The 13,658-nt window shown below is 65.2% G+C and carries 26 protein-coding genes; 5 read left to right on the top strand and 21 right to left on the bottom strand.

All coding sequences use genetic code 11. The features are described 5' to 3' along the window. Positions 1-13 precede the first annotated feature (13 nt). The 7 genes from grxD to O9281_RS12185 are packed head-to-tail and all read right to left on the bottom strand — an operon-like array spanning position 14 to position 3,287. The gene (gene grxD / locus O9281_RS12215) at positions 14-343 is read right to left on the bottom strand and encodes a Grx4 family monothiol glutaredoxin (RefSeq protein WP_298186242.1); all 330 of its coding nucleotides are present in this window, start codon (positions 341-343) and stop codon (positions 14-16) included. A gap of 22 nt (positions 344-365) precedes the next feature. Beyond that, complete coding sequence (locus O9281_RS12210; protein ID WP_298186239.1) at positions 366-599, bottom strand: BolA family transcriptional regulator; 234 nt, start codon at positions 597-599, stop codon at positions 366-368. A gap of 22 nt (positions 600-621) precedes the next feature. Further along, a complete protein-coding gene (locus O9281_RS12205; protein WP_298186237.1) occupies positions 622-939 on the bottom strand; it encodes a DUF1476 domain-containing protein in 318 nt (105 codons plus the stop codon). Positions 940-972: 33 nt separating this feature from the next. Beyond that, on the bottom strand, positions 973-1,473 hold the full coding sequence (locus O9281_RS12200) for a cytochrome c (RefSeq protein ID WP_298186235.1): 501 nt from the start codon (positions 1,471-1,473) through the stop codon (positions 973-975). A gap of 37 nt (positions 1,474-1,510) precedes the next feature. Then, positions 1,511-2,509 carry an NADPH:quinone oxidoreductase family protein gene (locus tag O9281_RS12195; RefSeq protein WP_298186233.1) on the bottom strand — a complete coding sequence of 333 codons (999 nt, stop codon included), beginning with the start codon at positions 2,507-2,509 and terminating at the stop codon, positions 1,511-1,513. After that, on the bottom strand, positions 2,506-3,108 hold the full coding sequence (gene leuD / locus O9281_RS12190) for a 3-isopropylmalate dehydratase small subunit (RefSeq protein WP_298186231.1): 603 nt from the start codon (positions 3,106-3,108) through the stop codon (positions 2,506-2,508). Before leuD ends, O9281_RS12195 begins: the two co-directional genes overlap by 4 nt. Beyond that, positions 3,108-3,287 (bottom strand): hypothetical protein, encoded by a 180-nt coding sequence (locus O9281_RS12185; protein WP_298186228.1) that lies wholly within the window; start codon positions 3,285-3,287, stop codon positions 3,108-3,110. Before O9281_RS12185 ends, leuD begins: the two co-directional genes overlap by 1 nt. Positions 3,288-3,388: 101 nt before the next feature. On the opposite strand from O9281_RS12185, the gene O9281_RS12180 reads away from it, so the two are divergent. Next, the gene (locus O9281_RS12180; protein ID WP_298186226.1) at positions 3,389-4,639 is read left to right on the top strand and encodes an FAD-dependent oxidoreductase; all 1,251 of its coding nucleotides are present in this window, start codon (positions 3,389-3,391) and stop codon (positions 4,637-4,639) included. Here O9281_RS12180 and leuC read toward each other — a convergent pair. After that, on the bottom strand, positions 4,636-6,078 hold the full coding sequence (gene leuC, locus O9281_RS12175) for a 3-isopropylmalate dehydratase large subunit (RefSeq protein WP_298186223.1): 1,443 nt from the start codon (positions 6,076-6,078) through the stop codon (positions 4,636-4,638). The genes O9281_RS12180 and leuC overlap by 4 nt on opposite strands. 95 nt (positions 6,079-6,173) lie before the next feature. Between leuC and O9281_RS12170 the strand changes: the two genes are divergently transcribed. Continuing rightward, a complete protein-coding gene (locus O9281_RS12170; protein WP_298186221.1) occupies positions 6,174-6,575 on the top strand; it encodes a thioesterase family protein in 402 nt (133 codons plus the stop codon). Positions 6,576-6,593: 18 nt separating this feature from the next. Beyond that, positions 6,594-7,112, top strand: coding sequence for a sterol desaturase family protein (locus O9281_RS12165; RefSeq protein WP_298186218.1), 519 nt, complete (start codon positions 6,594-6,596; stop codon positions 7,110-7,112). Between the two features lie 3 nt (positions 7,113-7,115). Here the strand turns inward: O9281_RS12165 and O9281_RS12160 are convergent, their stop codons facing one another. The 13 genes from O9281_RS12160 to O9281_RS12100 all read right to left on the bottom strand — a co-directional run bounded on the left by O9281_RS12160 (position 7,116) and on the right by O9281_RS12100 (position 11,779). After that, on the bottom strand, positions 7,116-7,466 hold the full coding sequence (locus O9281_RS12160) for a YbaN family protein (RefSeq protein ID WP_298186461.1): 351 nt from the start codon (positions 7,464-7,466) through the stop codon (positions 7,116-7,118). 4 nt (positions 7,467-7,470) lie between these two features. Next, a complete protein-coding gene (locus tag O9281_RS12155; protein WP_298186215.1) occupies positions 7,471-7,881 on the bottom strand; it encodes a SufE family protein in 411 nt (136 codons plus the stop codon). A gap of 51 nt (positions 7,882-7,932) precedes the next feature. Further along, complete coding sequence (locus tag O9281_RS12150; RefSeq protein ID WP_298186213.1) at positions 7,933-8,112, bottom strand: hypothetical protein; 180 nt, start codon at positions 8,110-8,112, stop codon at positions 7,933-7,935. Next, positions 8,109-8,342, bottom strand: a complete 234-nt coding sequence (locus O9281_RS12145; RefSeq protein ID WP_298186210.1) for a hypothetical protein — start codon at positions 8,340-8,342, stop codon at positions 8,109-8,111. The genes O9281_RS12150 and O9281_RS12145 overlap by 4 nt, the downstream gene beginning before the upstream one ends. Before the next feature lie 30 nt (positions 8,343-8,372). Next, the gene (locus O9281_RS12140) at positions 8,373-8,675 is read right to left on the bottom strand and encodes a hypothetical protein (protein ID WP_298186207.1); all 303 of its coding nucleotides are present in this window, start codon (positions 8,673-8,675) and stop codon (positions 8,373-8,375) included. 33 nt (positions 8,676-8,708) lie between these two features. After that, entirely contained in the window at positions 8,709-9,005 is a 297-nt protein-coding gene (locus O9281_RS12135; protein WP_298186460.1) for a hypothetical protein, read from the bottom strand. A gap of 41 nt (positions 9,006-9,046) precedes the next feature. Next, the gene (locus O9281_RS12130) at positions 9,047-9,355 is read right to left on the bottom strand and encodes a hypothetical protein (RefSeq protein WP_298186204.1); all 309 of its coding nucleotides are present in this window, start codon (positions 9,353-9,355) and stop codon (positions 9,047-9,049) included. A 71-nt stretch (positions 9,356-9,426) separates the two neighbouring features. Then, a complete protein-coding gene (locus O9281_RS12125) occupies positions 9,427-9,696 on the bottom strand; it encodes a hypothetical protein (protein ID WP_298186202.1) in 270 nt (89 codons plus the stop codon). Then, the gene (locus tag O9281_RS12120; protein ID WP_298186200.1) at positions 9,696-9,968 is read right to left on the bottom strand and encodes a hypothetical protein; all 273 of its coding nucleotides are present in this window, start codon (positions 9,966-9,968) and stop codon (positions 9,696-9,698) included. Before O9281_RS12120 ends, O9281_RS12125 begins: the two co-directional genes overlap by 1 nt. 39 nt (positions 9,969-10,007) lie before the next feature. Then, positions 10,008-10,388: an envelope stress response membrane protein PspC gene (gene pspC / locus O9281_RS12115; RefSeq protein WP_298186197.1), complete on the bottom strand. Its 381-nt coding sequence runs from the start codon at positions 10,386-10,388 to the stop codon at positions 10,008-10,010. Next, on the bottom strand, positions 10,385-10,702 hold the full coding sequence (gene pspB, locus O9281_RS12110; RefSeq protein WP_298186195.1) for an envelope stress response membrane protein PspB: 318 nt from the start codon (positions 10,700-10,702) through the stop codon (positions 10,385-10,387). The genes pspC and pspB overlap by 4 nt, the downstream gene beginning before the upstream one ends. 4 nt (positions 10,703-10,706) lie before the next feature. After that, entirely contained in the window at positions 10,707-11,399 is a 693-nt protein-coding gene (gene pspA / locus O9281_RS12105; RefSeq protein WP_298186193.1) for a phage shock protein PspA, read from the bottom strand. A gap of 218 nt (positions 11,400-11,617) precedes the next feature. After that, entirely contained in the window at positions 11,618-11,779 is a 162-nt protein-coding gene (locus O9281_RS12100; protein WP_298186190.1) for a hypothetical protein, read from the bottom strand. A 151-nt stretch (positions 11,780-11,930) separates the two neighbouring features. On the opposite strand from O9281_RS12100, the gene pspF reads away from it, so the two are divergent. Together pspF and rimP are read left to right on the top strand one after the other, a co-directional pair. Next, a complete protein-coding gene (gene pspF / locus O9281_RS12095) occupies positions 11,931-12,965 on the top strand; it encodes a phage shock protein operon transcriptional activator (protein ID WP_298186187.1) in 1,035 nt (344 codons plus the stop codon). Positions 12,966-13,096: 131 nt separating this feature from the next. Continuing rightward, positions 13,097-13,657 carry a ribosome maturation protein RimP gene (rimP, locus tag O9281_RS12090; RefSeq protein ID WP_298186185.1) on the top strand — a complete coding sequence of 187 codons (561 nt, stop codon included), beginning with the start codon at positions 13,097-13,099 and terminating at the stop codon, positions 13,655-13,657. The last annotated feature ends 1 nt before the right edge of the window (position 13,658 follow it).

Raw genomic sequence — 13,658 nt, 5'->3', positions numbered from 1 at the left:
GTGCCGGTCAGGCTCAGGCGGCGGGGGCGACCCCGCTGTCAGCCATCAGCTGGTGCAGTTCACCGGCTTCGTACATTTCCATCATGATGTCGCTGCCGCCCACGAATTCGCCCTTCACATAGAGCTGCGGGATCGTCGGCCAGTCCGAATAGGCCTTGATGCCCTGGCGCACTTCCATGTCCTGCAGCACGTCCACCCCTTCAAAGGCAACGCCCAGCCGCTCCAGGATCGCCACAGCGCGGCTGGAAAAGCCGCACTGCGGGAACAGCGGGGTTCCCTTCATGAACAGCACGACGTCGTTCGAATTGACGATCTCGGCGATGCGGGCATTGGTATCGGACATTACAGTATGGCTCCTCGCCGTCTTAGTTGGGGACAGCGGTGGTCAGTTGCAAGGCATGGAGTTCGCCGCCCAGCCGATCGCCAAAGGCGGCATAGACCAGCTTGTGCTGCTGGACGCGCGGCTTGCCGATGAACGCGGCGGACACGACATGCGCTGCCCAATGGTCGTCATCCCCGGCGAGATCCGTCAGGGTGATCTGCGCATCGGGCAGGGCGGCACGGATCAGCGCCTCGATCGTGGCGGCGGGCATCGGCATGGGTTTGCTTTCGCTTTGCCGGTCAGCCGAGCAGCGCCTGGCGCGCCTCGGCCGACTTGGCGTCCAGCGCGGCGCGGATATCGCCCTCGCTGATATCGACCCCGGCGCTGGTCAGATCGCCCAGCAGCTTGCGGATCACGTCCTCGTCGCCCGCTTCCTCGAAATCGGCCTGGACCACCGCCTTGGCATAGGCTTCGGCTTCGACGGCCGAGAGGCCCATCTTGTCGGCCGCCCACAGGCCCAGCAGGCGGTTGCGGCGGGCGGTGACCCGGAAGCGGGTGTCCTCGTCCATCGCATACTTGGCCTCTTCGGCGCGTTCGCGATCGTTGAAATTGGTCATTTCGGCTCCTGTCGGTTCGCGGGTCTGGCCGCGTCACCCGGCCTTGGTGGCGGGCGGCGGGGCCTGGAAATTGTCGTGGCAGCCCTTGCACGCGGCCCGGGCGTTTTCAAGCGCCGAGGTCAGCGCGGCGCTGTCATCGGCGCGGGCGGCAGCCAGCATCATGTCGGCGGCCAGGGCCATGTCGGTTGCCTTGTTGAGGAACTCTTGCCGGTTGCTCCACACTTCGGGCTTGGCCCGGGTGCCGGGGACAGCGCTGGTGCTGGGGGCAAACTGGCTCGGGATATGTTCGGCCCACTTGACCAGACCCGACAGCGGAAAGGCCACCGACTTTGCCGGGGCATTGGCTTTCAGCGCCCGGTCAACCGTGTTCAGCACATTGGCGGCCATGATCATGCTGCCCTGGCGCGCGCCGACGATCGCGCCGGGGGCGGGGCCCATCGGCGGCATCGGCGGCGCAGGCTTGGCGGCTTCGACACTGGCGGCGGCCAGCGCAGTGACGAGTGCCACAGCGGCAATCGTGCGGGTAATCAGCATCGGCAATCCCTTCCCCAAAGGTCCGGCCTTGGCCGGATCACGCCATCGTTACCACGACCTTGCCGATGGCTGCACGTGATTCCAGCAGGGCAATCGCCTCGCCCCCGCGTTCCAGCGGGAAGGTGGCGGAAACGCGCGGGTTGATCTTGCCAGCCTTGAGCAGCTCGAACAGTTCGGCCACGTGGGCGGCATTTTCCTTGGGGCTGCGCGCCACGAAGGCCCCCCAGAACACGCCGCAGATGTCGCAGCTCTTCAGCAGGGTCAGGTTGAGCGGCATCTTGGCGATCCCGGCCGGGAAGCCCACCACCAGGAAGCGGCCTTCCCAGGCAATCGCGCGCAGCGCCGGTTCGGAATAGTCCCCGCCGACGATATCGTAGACGATGTCCGCGCCGTTCGGGCCGCAGGCGGCCTTGAACTGTTCGGCCAGCGCCTTCGACTGGTCCTTGTCGAACGGGGCGCGGCCATAGATCACCACGTCGTCAGCGCCCATCTCGCGCGCGACCTGGGCCTTTTCCTCGCTCGAAACGGCGGCGATCACGCGCGCGCCATAGGCCTTGCCCAGTTCCACCGCCGACAGGCCGACGCCGCCCGCCGCGCCCAGCACCAGCATGGTGTCGCCCGGCTTGATGTGGCCGCGGTCCTTCAGGCCGTGGATCGTGGTGCCATAAGTCATCAGCAGCGAGGCGGCCTGCTGGAAGCTGACGCCATCGGGCACCGGGAACAGGCGCGCGGCATCGACCACCACCTTTTCCGCCATGCCGCCATTGCCGATGCCGGACAGTACCTTGTCACCCACCTTGTAGGCAGTCACGCCTTCGCCCACGGCCTCGATCACCCCGGCGATCTCGCCGCCCGGCGCATAGGGGCGCTGCGGCTTGAACTGGTAGAGATCGCGGATCATCAGCGTATCGGGGAAATTCACCGCGCAGGCTTTCACCGCCACCAGCACCTGGCCGGGGCCGGGGGTGGGCACGTCAACTTCATCAAGCGTCAGGGTGTCGGGGCCACCGACTGCGTGCGTCCTCAAGGCCTTCATGCTGCTACTCCCGTTCCCGTCGCCAGCCAGGGCAGCTCGGCGCGGTGTTTCTGTTCATAGGTACTGATCGCCGCATCGCGCGCCAGGGTCAGGCCTACCTCGTCGAGGCCGTTCAAGAGGCAGTGCTTGCGGAAAGGATCGATTTCGAAGTTGAAACGGTCCTGGAAAGGGGTGGTGACGGTCTGCGTTTCCAGATCGATCGCGATGGGATCGGTCTTTGCCACTTCCAGCAGCCGGTCGACCTGGTCCTGCGGCAAGACCACAGTCAGGATGCCGTTCTTGAAGGCATTGCCAGAAAAGATGTCCGAAAAGCTGGGGGCAATCACGCAGGTGATCCCCAGGTCCAGCAGGGCCCAGGCGGCGTGTTCGCGGCTGGAACCGCAACCGAAATTGTCCCCCGCAATCAGGATCGGAGAGCCCTTGAACTCGGCCGAATCGAACAGGTTGTCCGGGTCTGCGCGCAGCGCCTCGAACGCGCCCCGGCCCAGCCCGTCGCGGGTGATGGTCTTCAGCCATTTGGCTGGAACGATCACGTCGGTATCGACATTCTTGCGTCCGAACGGGATCGCGCGTCCTTCAACCTGCTTGATCGGTTCCATCAGTCGGTCTCCGGTGCGTCAATGGGGCTGGGCCTGGCCTTTTCGGCCCGCTCCTTGCGCCGCGAGGCATAGAGCAGGGCGGCGGCGATCGCGGCCGAGCCGATTGCGGCACCGGCCAGGGCGGCTTTCCCGGTCCAGCTGGAACCGGCCTTCTCGGACTTGTCGTTCTTGTCGCTCATGGCTTAACCCTATGTCCATCGCGGGCGGCGGGTTCAAGTCCGCGATGCAAAATTTGGCACGTTGCGCCAGTCCGCGCAGCGAATGGCAAAAGGTGGGAACGATGCGGATCACCAGGCGGCAGGCGGCAATCGGCATGGTGGCATCTGGGCTGGCGGCGGGGCCAGCGCGGGCGGAGCAGGCCTTTGCCGAGGGGGACTGGGTGGTCAGCAAGGAAACCACGGTTGACCTCGTCGTGGTCGGCGCGGGGGTATTCGGGGCCTGGACCGCCTGGCACGCCCGCCGCGCTGGCCTAAACGTGCGGCTGCTCGATGCGCACGGTGCGGGGCACGCCCGCGCCTCGTCCGGCGGGGAAAGCCGGGTGATCCGCGTCTCTTATGGCGGTGACCCGCTCTATTCGCGGATGGCGGCAGATTCGCTGGCCCAGTGGGATGTGCTGTCGCAGCGGCAATCACAGCCGATCCTCAACCGCTGCGGGGTGCTCTGGTTCTCGCCCGCTGGCGATCCCTACATGGCCAAGAGCCTGGCCTGGCTGCGCGCGCAGCGCATTGCCCATAGCGAGGGCGATTCCGCATGGCTGCGCCAGTCCCTGCCGCAGATTGCCTTCAATGACGGTGAAAGCGGCTTTATCGAACGGGACAGCGGCGCGCTGATCGCCAGCCGTGCGGTCCAGGCCGTGGTGGCGGATGCGCGGCTGGTGGCCGCGCGTTATGAAGCAAAGCCGCCGGTGCGCTTGTCGAACGGGGCCTTTGGCGTGGGCCCCTTCGTGGCGCGCAACGTGGTCTATGCCTGCGGGCCCTGGTTGCCGAAGCTGTTTCCGGACCTGCTGAAGGGCCGAATCGTCGCTACCCGTCAGGAAGTCTACCACTTCGCCCCGCCCGCCGGGGCCGATGGTCAGCGTTATGCTCCATTGGCTCTGCCGGTCTGGGCCGATTTCAACGGCGGGGACATCGTCTATGGCTTTCCCGAGCTGGAGGGGCAGGGTTTCAAACTGGCCTTCGATCGCCATGGCCCCGAAGTCGATCCCGATACCCAGGACCGGCGTGTCTCAGCAGAAGGGATCGCCGCGGCCCGGGCCTATCTCGCCCAGCGCTTTCCGGGGCTGGCCGATGCCCCGTTCATCCATGGCCGGGTCTGCCAGTACGAGAACAGCTCGAACGGCGATTTCCTGATCGACAGACTGCCCGGGCACGACCGGGTCTGGCTGGTCGGCGGCGGGTCGGGCCATGGCTTCAAGCACGGCCCGGCCGTCGGCGCGCGGGTGGCGCGGCACGTGGCGGATAGCGCCTTGCCGGTCGAACCGCGCTTCAGCCTGGCCAGCAAGGCGGCCGTGCAGAAGCGGACGGTCTACTAGCCGACCAGCTTGCGCACGTCGGTCAGCCGACCGGTCACGGCGGCAGCAGCGGCCATGGCGGGCGAAACCAGATGCGTGCGCGCACCCGGACCCTGGCGGCCGACGAAGTTGCGGTTGGAAGTAGAAGCGCAGCGTTCGCCCGGCGGAACCTTGTCGGGATTCATGCCAAGGCAGGCCGAACAGCCCGGTTCGCGCCATTCCAGACCGGCGGCGATGAAGATCTGGTCCAGCCCCTCTTCCTCGGCCTGGCGCTTGACCAGGCCGGAGCCGGGGACGACGATTGCCCAGTGCACATTGGGTGCCTTGGTGTGCCCCTTGAGTACCGCTGCAGCGGCCCGCAAGTCCTCGATGCGGCTGTTCGTGCAGCTGCCGATGAACACGTTCTGGACCTCGACCTCGTCCATCCGCTGGCCGGGGGTCAGGCCCATGTATTCCAGGCTCGCCCGCGCCGCCTCCTGCTTGGAAGGATCGGCAAAACTGGCCGGATCGGGCACTACCCCGCCGATCGCCACGGTATCTTCCGGGCTGGTCCCCCAGGTCACGGTCGGCTGAACATCGGCGGCGTTGATCACGACCGACTTGTCGAACGGGGCCCCCGGGTCGGTCGTCAGGCTCTTCCACCAGGCCACCGCCGCATCCCATTGTTCGCCCTTCGGCGCATAGGGGCGGCCCTTGAGGAAGGCGAAAGTCTTGTCATCCGGCGCGATCAGCCCGGCCCGGGCCCCCGCCTCGATGCTCATGTTGCAGACGGTCAGGCGGCCCTCGATGCTCATCTCCTCGAACACCTTGCCGCGGTATTCGATCACGTGCCCCGTGCCACCAGCGGTGCCGACCACCCCGATGATGTGCAGGATCAGGTCCTTCGGGCTGACCCCGGCAGGCAGATCGCCTTCGACCCGCACTTCCATGGTCTTCGACTGCTTGAGCAGCAGGGTTTGCGTGGCCAGCACATGCTCGACCTCGCTGGTGCCAATGCCAAAGGCCAGCGCGCCAAGGCCACCGTGGCAGGCGGTGTGGCTATCGCCGCAGACAATGGTCGCGCCGGGCAGCGAAAAGCCTTGTTCCGGACCGACCACGTGGACGATCCCCTGTTCGGCGTCGGCATCGCCGATATAGCGGATGCCGAAGGCCGGGGCGTTGCGCTCCAGCGCGTCAAGCTGCGCGGCGCTTTCCGGATCGGCAATCGGCACGCGCGCCCCGCTCGCGGTGCGCCGCGCGGTGGTGGGCAGGTTGTGATCGGGCACGGCCAGGGTCAGGTCGGGCCGACGAACGTTGCGGCCCGATACCCGCAGCGCCTCGAACGCCTGCGGGCTGGTCACTTCGTGAACCAGGTGGCGGTCGATGAAGATCAGCGCAGTGCCATCGTCGCGGGTTTCGACAACGTGGGCGTCCCAGATCTTCTGGTAAAGCGTGCGAGGCTCAGTCTGGCGGTCGGTCATACCGCTGCCGATAGGCAAATGAGCCCGCGCTTGGCAAGCAAGCTTATTTCTGGCGGCGTATGGCAATCGTAACATTCGATCGCTATGTTCGCCCTATGAACACTCTCGCGTTGCGCTTTCCGATCCAGATCCTGCCTGCCGACATCGATTTCATGGGGCATGTCAACAATGCCCGCTATCTCAATTGGGTGCAGGATGCGGTGCTGGCGCACTGGCGCGGACTGGCCCCGCCGCAGGCCGTGGCCGAGCGGGCCTGGGTGGCCCTGAAGCACGAGATTTCCTATCGCCGTCCGGCTTTCCTCGATGATGATGTAGTCGCTAATGTCCTGCTCGAAAGCATCCAGGGCGCCCGCGCCTTCTACCACACCGTGATCCAGCGCGGCGAGGAAGTGCTGGCCGAGGTCAAGTCCAGCTGGTGCTGCATTGATGCCGCCACCCTGCGCCCCGCCCGGATCGGCGCGGACATCGCCGCCTATTTCTTCCCCAAGGCGGAATAGGGCGCTATAGGGCGGGCCATGTCGCTGCCCGCCATCATCCTGACCGTCATTGCCACCTTCCTCGCGATGGAATGGATCGCCTGGGCGAGCCACAAGTACATCATGCATGGCTGGGGCTGGGGCTGGCATCGCGATCATCACGAGCCGCATGACAAGGTGTTCGAGAAGAACGACCTTTACGGCCTGGTCGGCGCCGCGATGAGCATTTCGATGTTCGCCGTGGGCTCGCCGCTGATCATGGGCGCGGCGGCGTGGGAGCCGGGGACCTGGATCGGCCTCGGCATCCTGTTCTACGGCATCGTCTATACCCTGGTGCACGATGGCCTCGTCCATCAGCGCTATTTCCGCTGGGTGCCCAAGCGCGGCTATGCCAAGCGGCTGGTCCAGGCGCACAAGCTGCATCACGCGACAATCGGCAAGGAAGGCGGGGTCAGCTTCGGCTTCGTGATTGCCCGCGATCCGGCCGTGCTGAAGCAGGAACTGAAGGCCCAGCGCGCGGCGGGCATCGCCGTGGTGCGCGAGGCGATCCAGGACTGAGCCTTACTCCGCCCGCGTCCAGATCCAGCTGCCAGCAACGGCAAGTACCGCGATGGAAATCCACACCCACGGGAAACCGACCGACAGCCAGGTAAAGCCGACCCCGGCGCTCATCGCCAGCAGCGCCGAAACCTTCGCCCGGCGGCTGATCGCGCGGCGATCGCGCCAGTCCCGCAGGCCCGGACCATATGTGGGGTGATCGTACAGCCGCTGTGCCCATTCCGGATGGCTGCGGGCAAAGCAGAAGGCGGCCAGCAGCAGGAACGGCACGGTGGGCACGATTGGCAGGAAGGCGCCGACCAGCCCCAGGCCAAGTGCGGCAAGACCACCAGTCAGATAGAGCGGACGGGCCAGCAAATCAGCCCTCCACGTAGCGTTTGGCGGTATCCTGGATCAGCGCGATCATGTTCGGAACCCCTTGGGTGCGGTTCGAACTGAGCTGGTTCCTGAGGTCGAAGGGTTCAAGGGCCTGGGCCACGTCCATCGCTGCCACTGCGGCGGGTGGTTGGTCCTGTACGGCGGACAGCACCAGGGCGATGATTCCCTTGGTAATCGCGGCGTTACTGTCAGCCAGGAAATGCAGCCGGCCATCGTCCAGCCGGGTGGGATAGACCCAGACCGAGGCCGAGCAGCCGCGCACCAGCGTGGCATCGGTCTTCAGCGGATCGGGCATCGGCTCAAGCTCGCGGCCAAGCTCGATCAGCAGGCGATAGCGCTCATCGCCTTCGAGGAATTCGTACTCTTCGAGGATGTCGGACAGGGATCGCATGGTGGCGGCCCCTAGCGCAGGGCAGGCGCAGCGTCCACCGCACCCAAAGCCCTAACCGCTTAGCCCGCCGGGCCGGGTGAAGGCGTGGTAGATCACATAGAACCAGCCGAAGAAACCGTGCAGGATCGCCCACAGGATCGACTTGTTGACACTCCACGAAATGGCGACGGCAATCGCGCTGCCAAGGCCGATCCCGGCGTTGGTGGCCTTTTCGACATGGCTTGAACTCACAGGTCAACTCCCGCGGCAATGGCTTCCAGCTTGCGGATCCGCTCCTTCAGGTCGGCGATCTCGATCCGGGCCATGCCCGACGGGTTGCCGATCTCGCCGTCGGGCTTGCGGCTTTCCAGCTCGCGGGCCTTGAGCGCCAGCCACCCCTGCCAGGCCTTGAGCGTGGCGGCGGTGATCATGGCGATTGCCACCATGGCGCAGGCGGCAATCAGGAGGCTTTCGCTGTACATGGCGGTTCTCCCTTCGGTTCCTTAGGCGGTCTAGCGGTCCCGCAGGCTTTCGATCTCGTCGGCCAGCGCGGCGGTCTTGCGGCCATCGGTGGCGATGCGTTCCAGCACCTTGATCCGCTCGCGCAGGTCACTGACTTCGCGCTGCAGTTCTTCCTCGCGCGGGCTGGGCAGTGCCGGGTTCGGCAAGGGCGAACCATCGGGCATCATGCCGTACTTGCGCATCTTGCGGGCATCGCGCCACGTATTGCGATCCAGCCCGTGCTTGGAGCGATAGATGCCCGCAAGCGTGACAATCAGCACGATCAGCACGATCATGATTTGGCTGCCACTCATCGAATTTCCCCTTCCTGTTTGACGGACGCTCCGTCAGTTCTTCGTGCCTTCGGGCAGTTGTCGCAGCGCCTCGATTTGGTGGGTCAGGCTGTAACCGCTGTCGGTCACGATCCGCTCCACATTGGCGAGGCGGTCCTTTATCGAGCCGAGTTCGGCGCGCAGCTGGGCATTTTCCTGGCTCAGCAGCTTCACGCGCTCCATCGCCTCGTCATTCCGCTTGGGATAGACCGCCTGGCCCCAGGCGCCATCCAGCGGATAGCCGTGCTTCACCCGCATCCAGGTATTAACCACCCAGCCGATCGTGCCCGCCACGCCGACGACGGCAATCATCGGCGCAAAGGCGGCGATTGCCTGAAACTTGTCCGGATCCATCACACGATCTCCTTGGCGAGAGCGGCCTGCACCGGCGCGGCGCGTTCGTCGCGCAGGGCTTCGATCTGGGCGGCAACCGCCTCGCTCTTGTCGGTGGCGATCCGCTCCAGCACCCGGACGCGGTCTTCCAGCCGGGCAATGGTGTCAGCACTCGCGCTGCCCTCGCTGCCGCTGCGGTGCTGCAACTGCAGCTCGATCTCGCGTTCGCGCAATGCAAGCTTGCGCTTGTAGACCTCGGCCATGGTGCGGACGATGGCGATCGTTCCGCCGACGACGACCGCAAAGGCCATGAATTCGCCGAATTCCATTACTTCGCTTCCTTCTCGCGGGCGGTTGAACCCAGCGTCTTGATTTCGTTCTCGTCGCGCAGCGCCTCGATCTAGGTGGCGACATTGATGCTCTTGTCGGTGACGATCCGCTCCAGCACCTTCACCCGGTCGGCAAAGTGGGCGAGCTGTTCGCGCAGTTCGGCATTCTCGGCCTTGAGCGCGTCATTGGCCTTGCTGTCGGCCACCGGCCTGGCGGTCTTGCCGCCCCACTCGTCTTCGAGCGGATAGCCGTGCCGCGCGCGGATCCAGTTGTTCACCAGCCAGCCGCCAATCGACAGGGCGATGATGGCGATGACGAAAGTCGGTCCACCAAAGTCCATCACGAAAGATCCTTTTCGCGCTTGTCGAGCAGCGCCTCCACCTTGCGGGCATCGCGCAGCGCTTCGATCTGGCTGGCCACGTCATAGCCCTTGTCGGTGACGATCCGTTCCAACACGCGGACGCGCTCTTCCAGCTCGGAGTTGTCAGTGGCGTATTGCGCGGCCTTTTCGGCAGCTGCGGTAGCGTTGATTTCGGCCACTTTTTGCTGGTGCTTGGTCCAGATCGCGATCAGCGGGATGCACAACGCCAAGATCGGGATCAACAGCGCCATTTGTGCAGGATCCATGGTAATTCCCCCTTTTGGTATGCTTTAGCGCAGGCGCTCGATCTCGTCGGACAGGCGCGCGTTCGATGAAACGTAGTGCAGTTCGATGTCAGCCAGGCGACGGTCCAGCTCGCGGAACTGGGCACGCACTTCGCGGGCGGTTCGGGCCGGGCTCTGCCGAACGCCCTGCCAGAAGCGCTGCTCCTGCCGGTCGTTGTAATAGAGGTGGGCGGGCTTGCGCGAGGTGAACATGCCAAGGCCGAGATAGAGCAGCGGGATGATGCCGATGCCCATCAGCGTCAGCGCTACGGCACCCAAGCGGACCCACAGCACGTCGACCCCGGTATAGTCGGCGATCCCGGCGCAGACCCCCATAATCTTGCCATTGATCTTGTCGCGATAGAACTTCGTACGCGGCGTGTTCATTGGCCGATCCTTCCCTTGTTCGAGACCATCTGGTCAAAATCGCGGGTCGAGCGGTTCTCGATCTGGCGATCATGGCTAAGTTCATGGGCCAGGCGGTTCGGGCGGAAGTCCGGATGGTCGGACGCGACCAGCCGCTCGACCGTTTCGACGCGGTCTTCCAGCCGCCGGGCCAGGTTGTAGAGTTCCTCCAGCATGGCCTCGTCATCGGTGGTCAGCGTGGCGGCGGTCTTCCACTTGGTGACATAGTGAAGGATCAGCCAGGGCAAGCCGACGAAGATCGAAACGATCGCGATCAGCGGAATGAGATCGTCCATCGGTTCAGCCCTCCTGCTTCGCGCCATCCGGGCCGCCCAGCGCCCGCTTCATGGCTTCCAGTTCTTCATCGATCTTGTCCTGCCCGGCGAGCGCGGCAATCTCGTCCGCCAGGCTCGGCTTGGCGGTGCCATCGGCCAGGCTCAGCGCATCGGCGCGGCCTTCGGCGTAATCGACCCGGCGTTCCAGCTGGTCGAAGCGGGCCATCGCCTCGTCCACCCGCTCGCTAGCCAAGAGCGTGCGCAGCTTGACGCGGTTCTCGGCGCTTTCGAGGCGGGCGGCGATCGCGGTCTGGCGGCTGCGGGCTTCACGCAGGCGGTTCTGCAGCTTTTCGATGTCCAGTTCATAGGCGCGCAGGGCATCGTCCAGCACGGCGATTTCCGCCTTCAGCTGGTCGGCCATGTCCGCGGCCTTTTTCTTTTCGACCAGGGCGGCGCGGGCCAGGTCCTCGCGGTCCTTTGACAGGGCCAGCTGGGCCTTTTCCGCCCAGTCGGCCTGCAGCCGGTCAAGCTTCACGGTGTGGCGGTGCATTTCCTTCTGGTCGGCAATCGTGCGCGCCGCACTGGCCCGCACTTCGACCAGGGTTTCCTCCATCTCGAAGATGATCATGCGGATCATCTTTTCGGGATCGTCCGCCTTGTCGAGCAGGTCGGTGAAATTCGCGGCAATGATGTCACGGGTGCGGCTGAAAATGCCCATCCAGGGAACTCCGGTAGCAGGAGAAGAGGAATTGGTGGCGTTGGGGGTGCGGCGCATGCGCTCGACTTCGCTGTCGAAGCGGCTGGCGCGGTGCGCTGCGCCGAACAGGGTTTGGGCCGGACCTTCCTGGCGGCGGGGGGACTGGGAACCGCCGGCGGGGGGTTCGGAAGTGTCCGGCCCAAGGGGGGAAAGAGGATCCTTCACGGCGCTGGCGCCGATCAGGCCAGCTGCGCCGAAGCCGACTGGTCGGCCTGGGCGAAAGCGGGGGTGGTGTGCAGCTGCTGGGCGAGCACGAAGACGTTCATCGCCAGCATGGCCGCGACCGAGGCGAAGATCGCCTTGTCGAGAAGCGAACGCTGCGAGAGGGGCTTGCCAAACATTGTATCGATCCTTCGATTGGTGTTGGCCACCACTCCGCAAAGCCCGTGCCAATTGGACCAAGTGGCTGATTTCCGCCAAACCACTTTGCAATCGACGAGCGACATGTAGTGCCCATTGCGCCGTATTGGGAAATTTCGCTATAAGTTGGGAATGGAGCGGGATGTCCAGTTCATTGGCCAGTCGGGGGCCTTTCTCGACGCGGTGGAACGCACCAGTCGCGCTGCCCCGCTGCGCCGCCCCGTGCTGGTGATCGGCGAACGCGGAACCGGCAAGGAACTGATCGCGGAGCGCCTGCATCAGCTCAGCAAACGCTGGGCCGAGCCGCTGGTCACGCTGAACTGCGCGGCCTTGCCGGAGACGTTGATCGAGGCGGAGCTGTTTGGTCATGAAGCAGGGGCCTTCACCGGCGCTACCAGAGCGCGGGCCGGACGGTTCGAGGAAGCCGACCAAGGCACGCTGTTTCTCGACGAACTGGCAACACTGAGCATGGGCGCCCAGGAACGCCTGCTGCGCGCGGTCGAATATGGCGAGGTGACACGGATCGGGGCTTCCAAACCGATCCGGGTCGATGTCCGCATTGTCGCCGCGACCAACGAGGACCTGCCGCGCCTGGCCGACGAGGGCAAGTTCCGTTCCGACCTGCTCGATCGGCTGAGCTTCGAGGTGATCACCCTGCCGCCGCTCCGCGTTCGCGAGGGGGATATCCGTGTGCTGGCGGAATACTTCGGCCGCCGCATGGCCAGCGAGCTGCGCTGGGAGGAGTGGCCCGGCTTTTCCGAAAGCGCGATGCGCCAGCTGGAGGATTATCAGTGGCCCGGCAACGTGCGCGAACTGCGCAACGTGATCGAGCGCGCGGTCTACCGCTGGGACGATTGGGGCAGGCCGGTGGCGCATATCGTCTTCGACCCGTTCGACAGTCCGTGGAAGCCATCGCCAATGTTCGCGGCGGACAGCGGGCGGGCGCCGGGTTCGCCTGCACCGGTCCCTTCAACGCCAGGGCCTTCGGGCCAGCTTGATGCAGTGACCGACCTTCGGGCGGCGGTCGACGCCCATGAAAAGGCCATTTTGGAACAGGCGCTCGCGCGCCATCGCTACAACCAGCGCCAGACCGCCAAGGCGCTGAACCTGAGCTATGACCAGCTGCGCCATGCGATGAAGAAGCATGGCTTGATGGAGCGCGGATAGCGCTTGCATTTCCGGCGGCGCGAGCCTATTTGGCCGCCATCCCGACATTGTGAAGCAACGGAGGGGCTGGCGCCGCAAGGGGCCGGCACCAAACGGCTTTGCGGCATGGTCGGCCACACGGAGAAGCATTTTTGGCGGATATTGCGCGCCTGATCGAGATCATCGAGCCCGAGGCCCAGGCCCTGGGCTTCGATCTCGTGCGCGTGATCGTGTTCGGCAAGAGCGAGGTGGGCGACGAGGAAGTGACTTTGCAGGTCATGGCCGAGCGTCCCGACACCGGTCAGCTGGTGATCGAGGATTGCGCCGCCCTGTCGCACCGCATCTCCGACCAGCTTGACGCGCTGGAAGAAGCCGGGGAAGTGCTGATCGAAGAGGCCTATCGCCTCGAAGTCAGTTCGCCGGGGATCGACCGCCCGCTGACCCGCGCGAAGGACTTCGCCAACTGGGCCGGGCACGAAGCCCGCGTTGCGTTGACCAACCCCGTGGAAGGCAACCGCAAGAGCCTCCAGGGCGAATTGATCGGCATCGAAAACGATGTCGTCACGCTCGATGACAAGAAATCGGGCCGGGTGTCCTTCCCGCGCGCCGACATTCATTCCGCCAAGCTGGTCCTGACGGACAAGCTGATTGCCGCCACTCGCCCGCTGGACACCAGCGGCGCCGATGAAATCGTTGAAGAACAGGAAGACTGAT

Origin of the sequence: Novosphingobium sp. (assembly GCF_027531025.1) — a bacterium.
Taxonomy (GTDB): Bacteria; Pseudomonadota; Alphaproteobacteria; order Sphingomonadales; family Sphingomonadaceae; genus Novosphingobium.
This window is presented reverse-complemented; position numbering and strand designations above follow the sequence as displayed.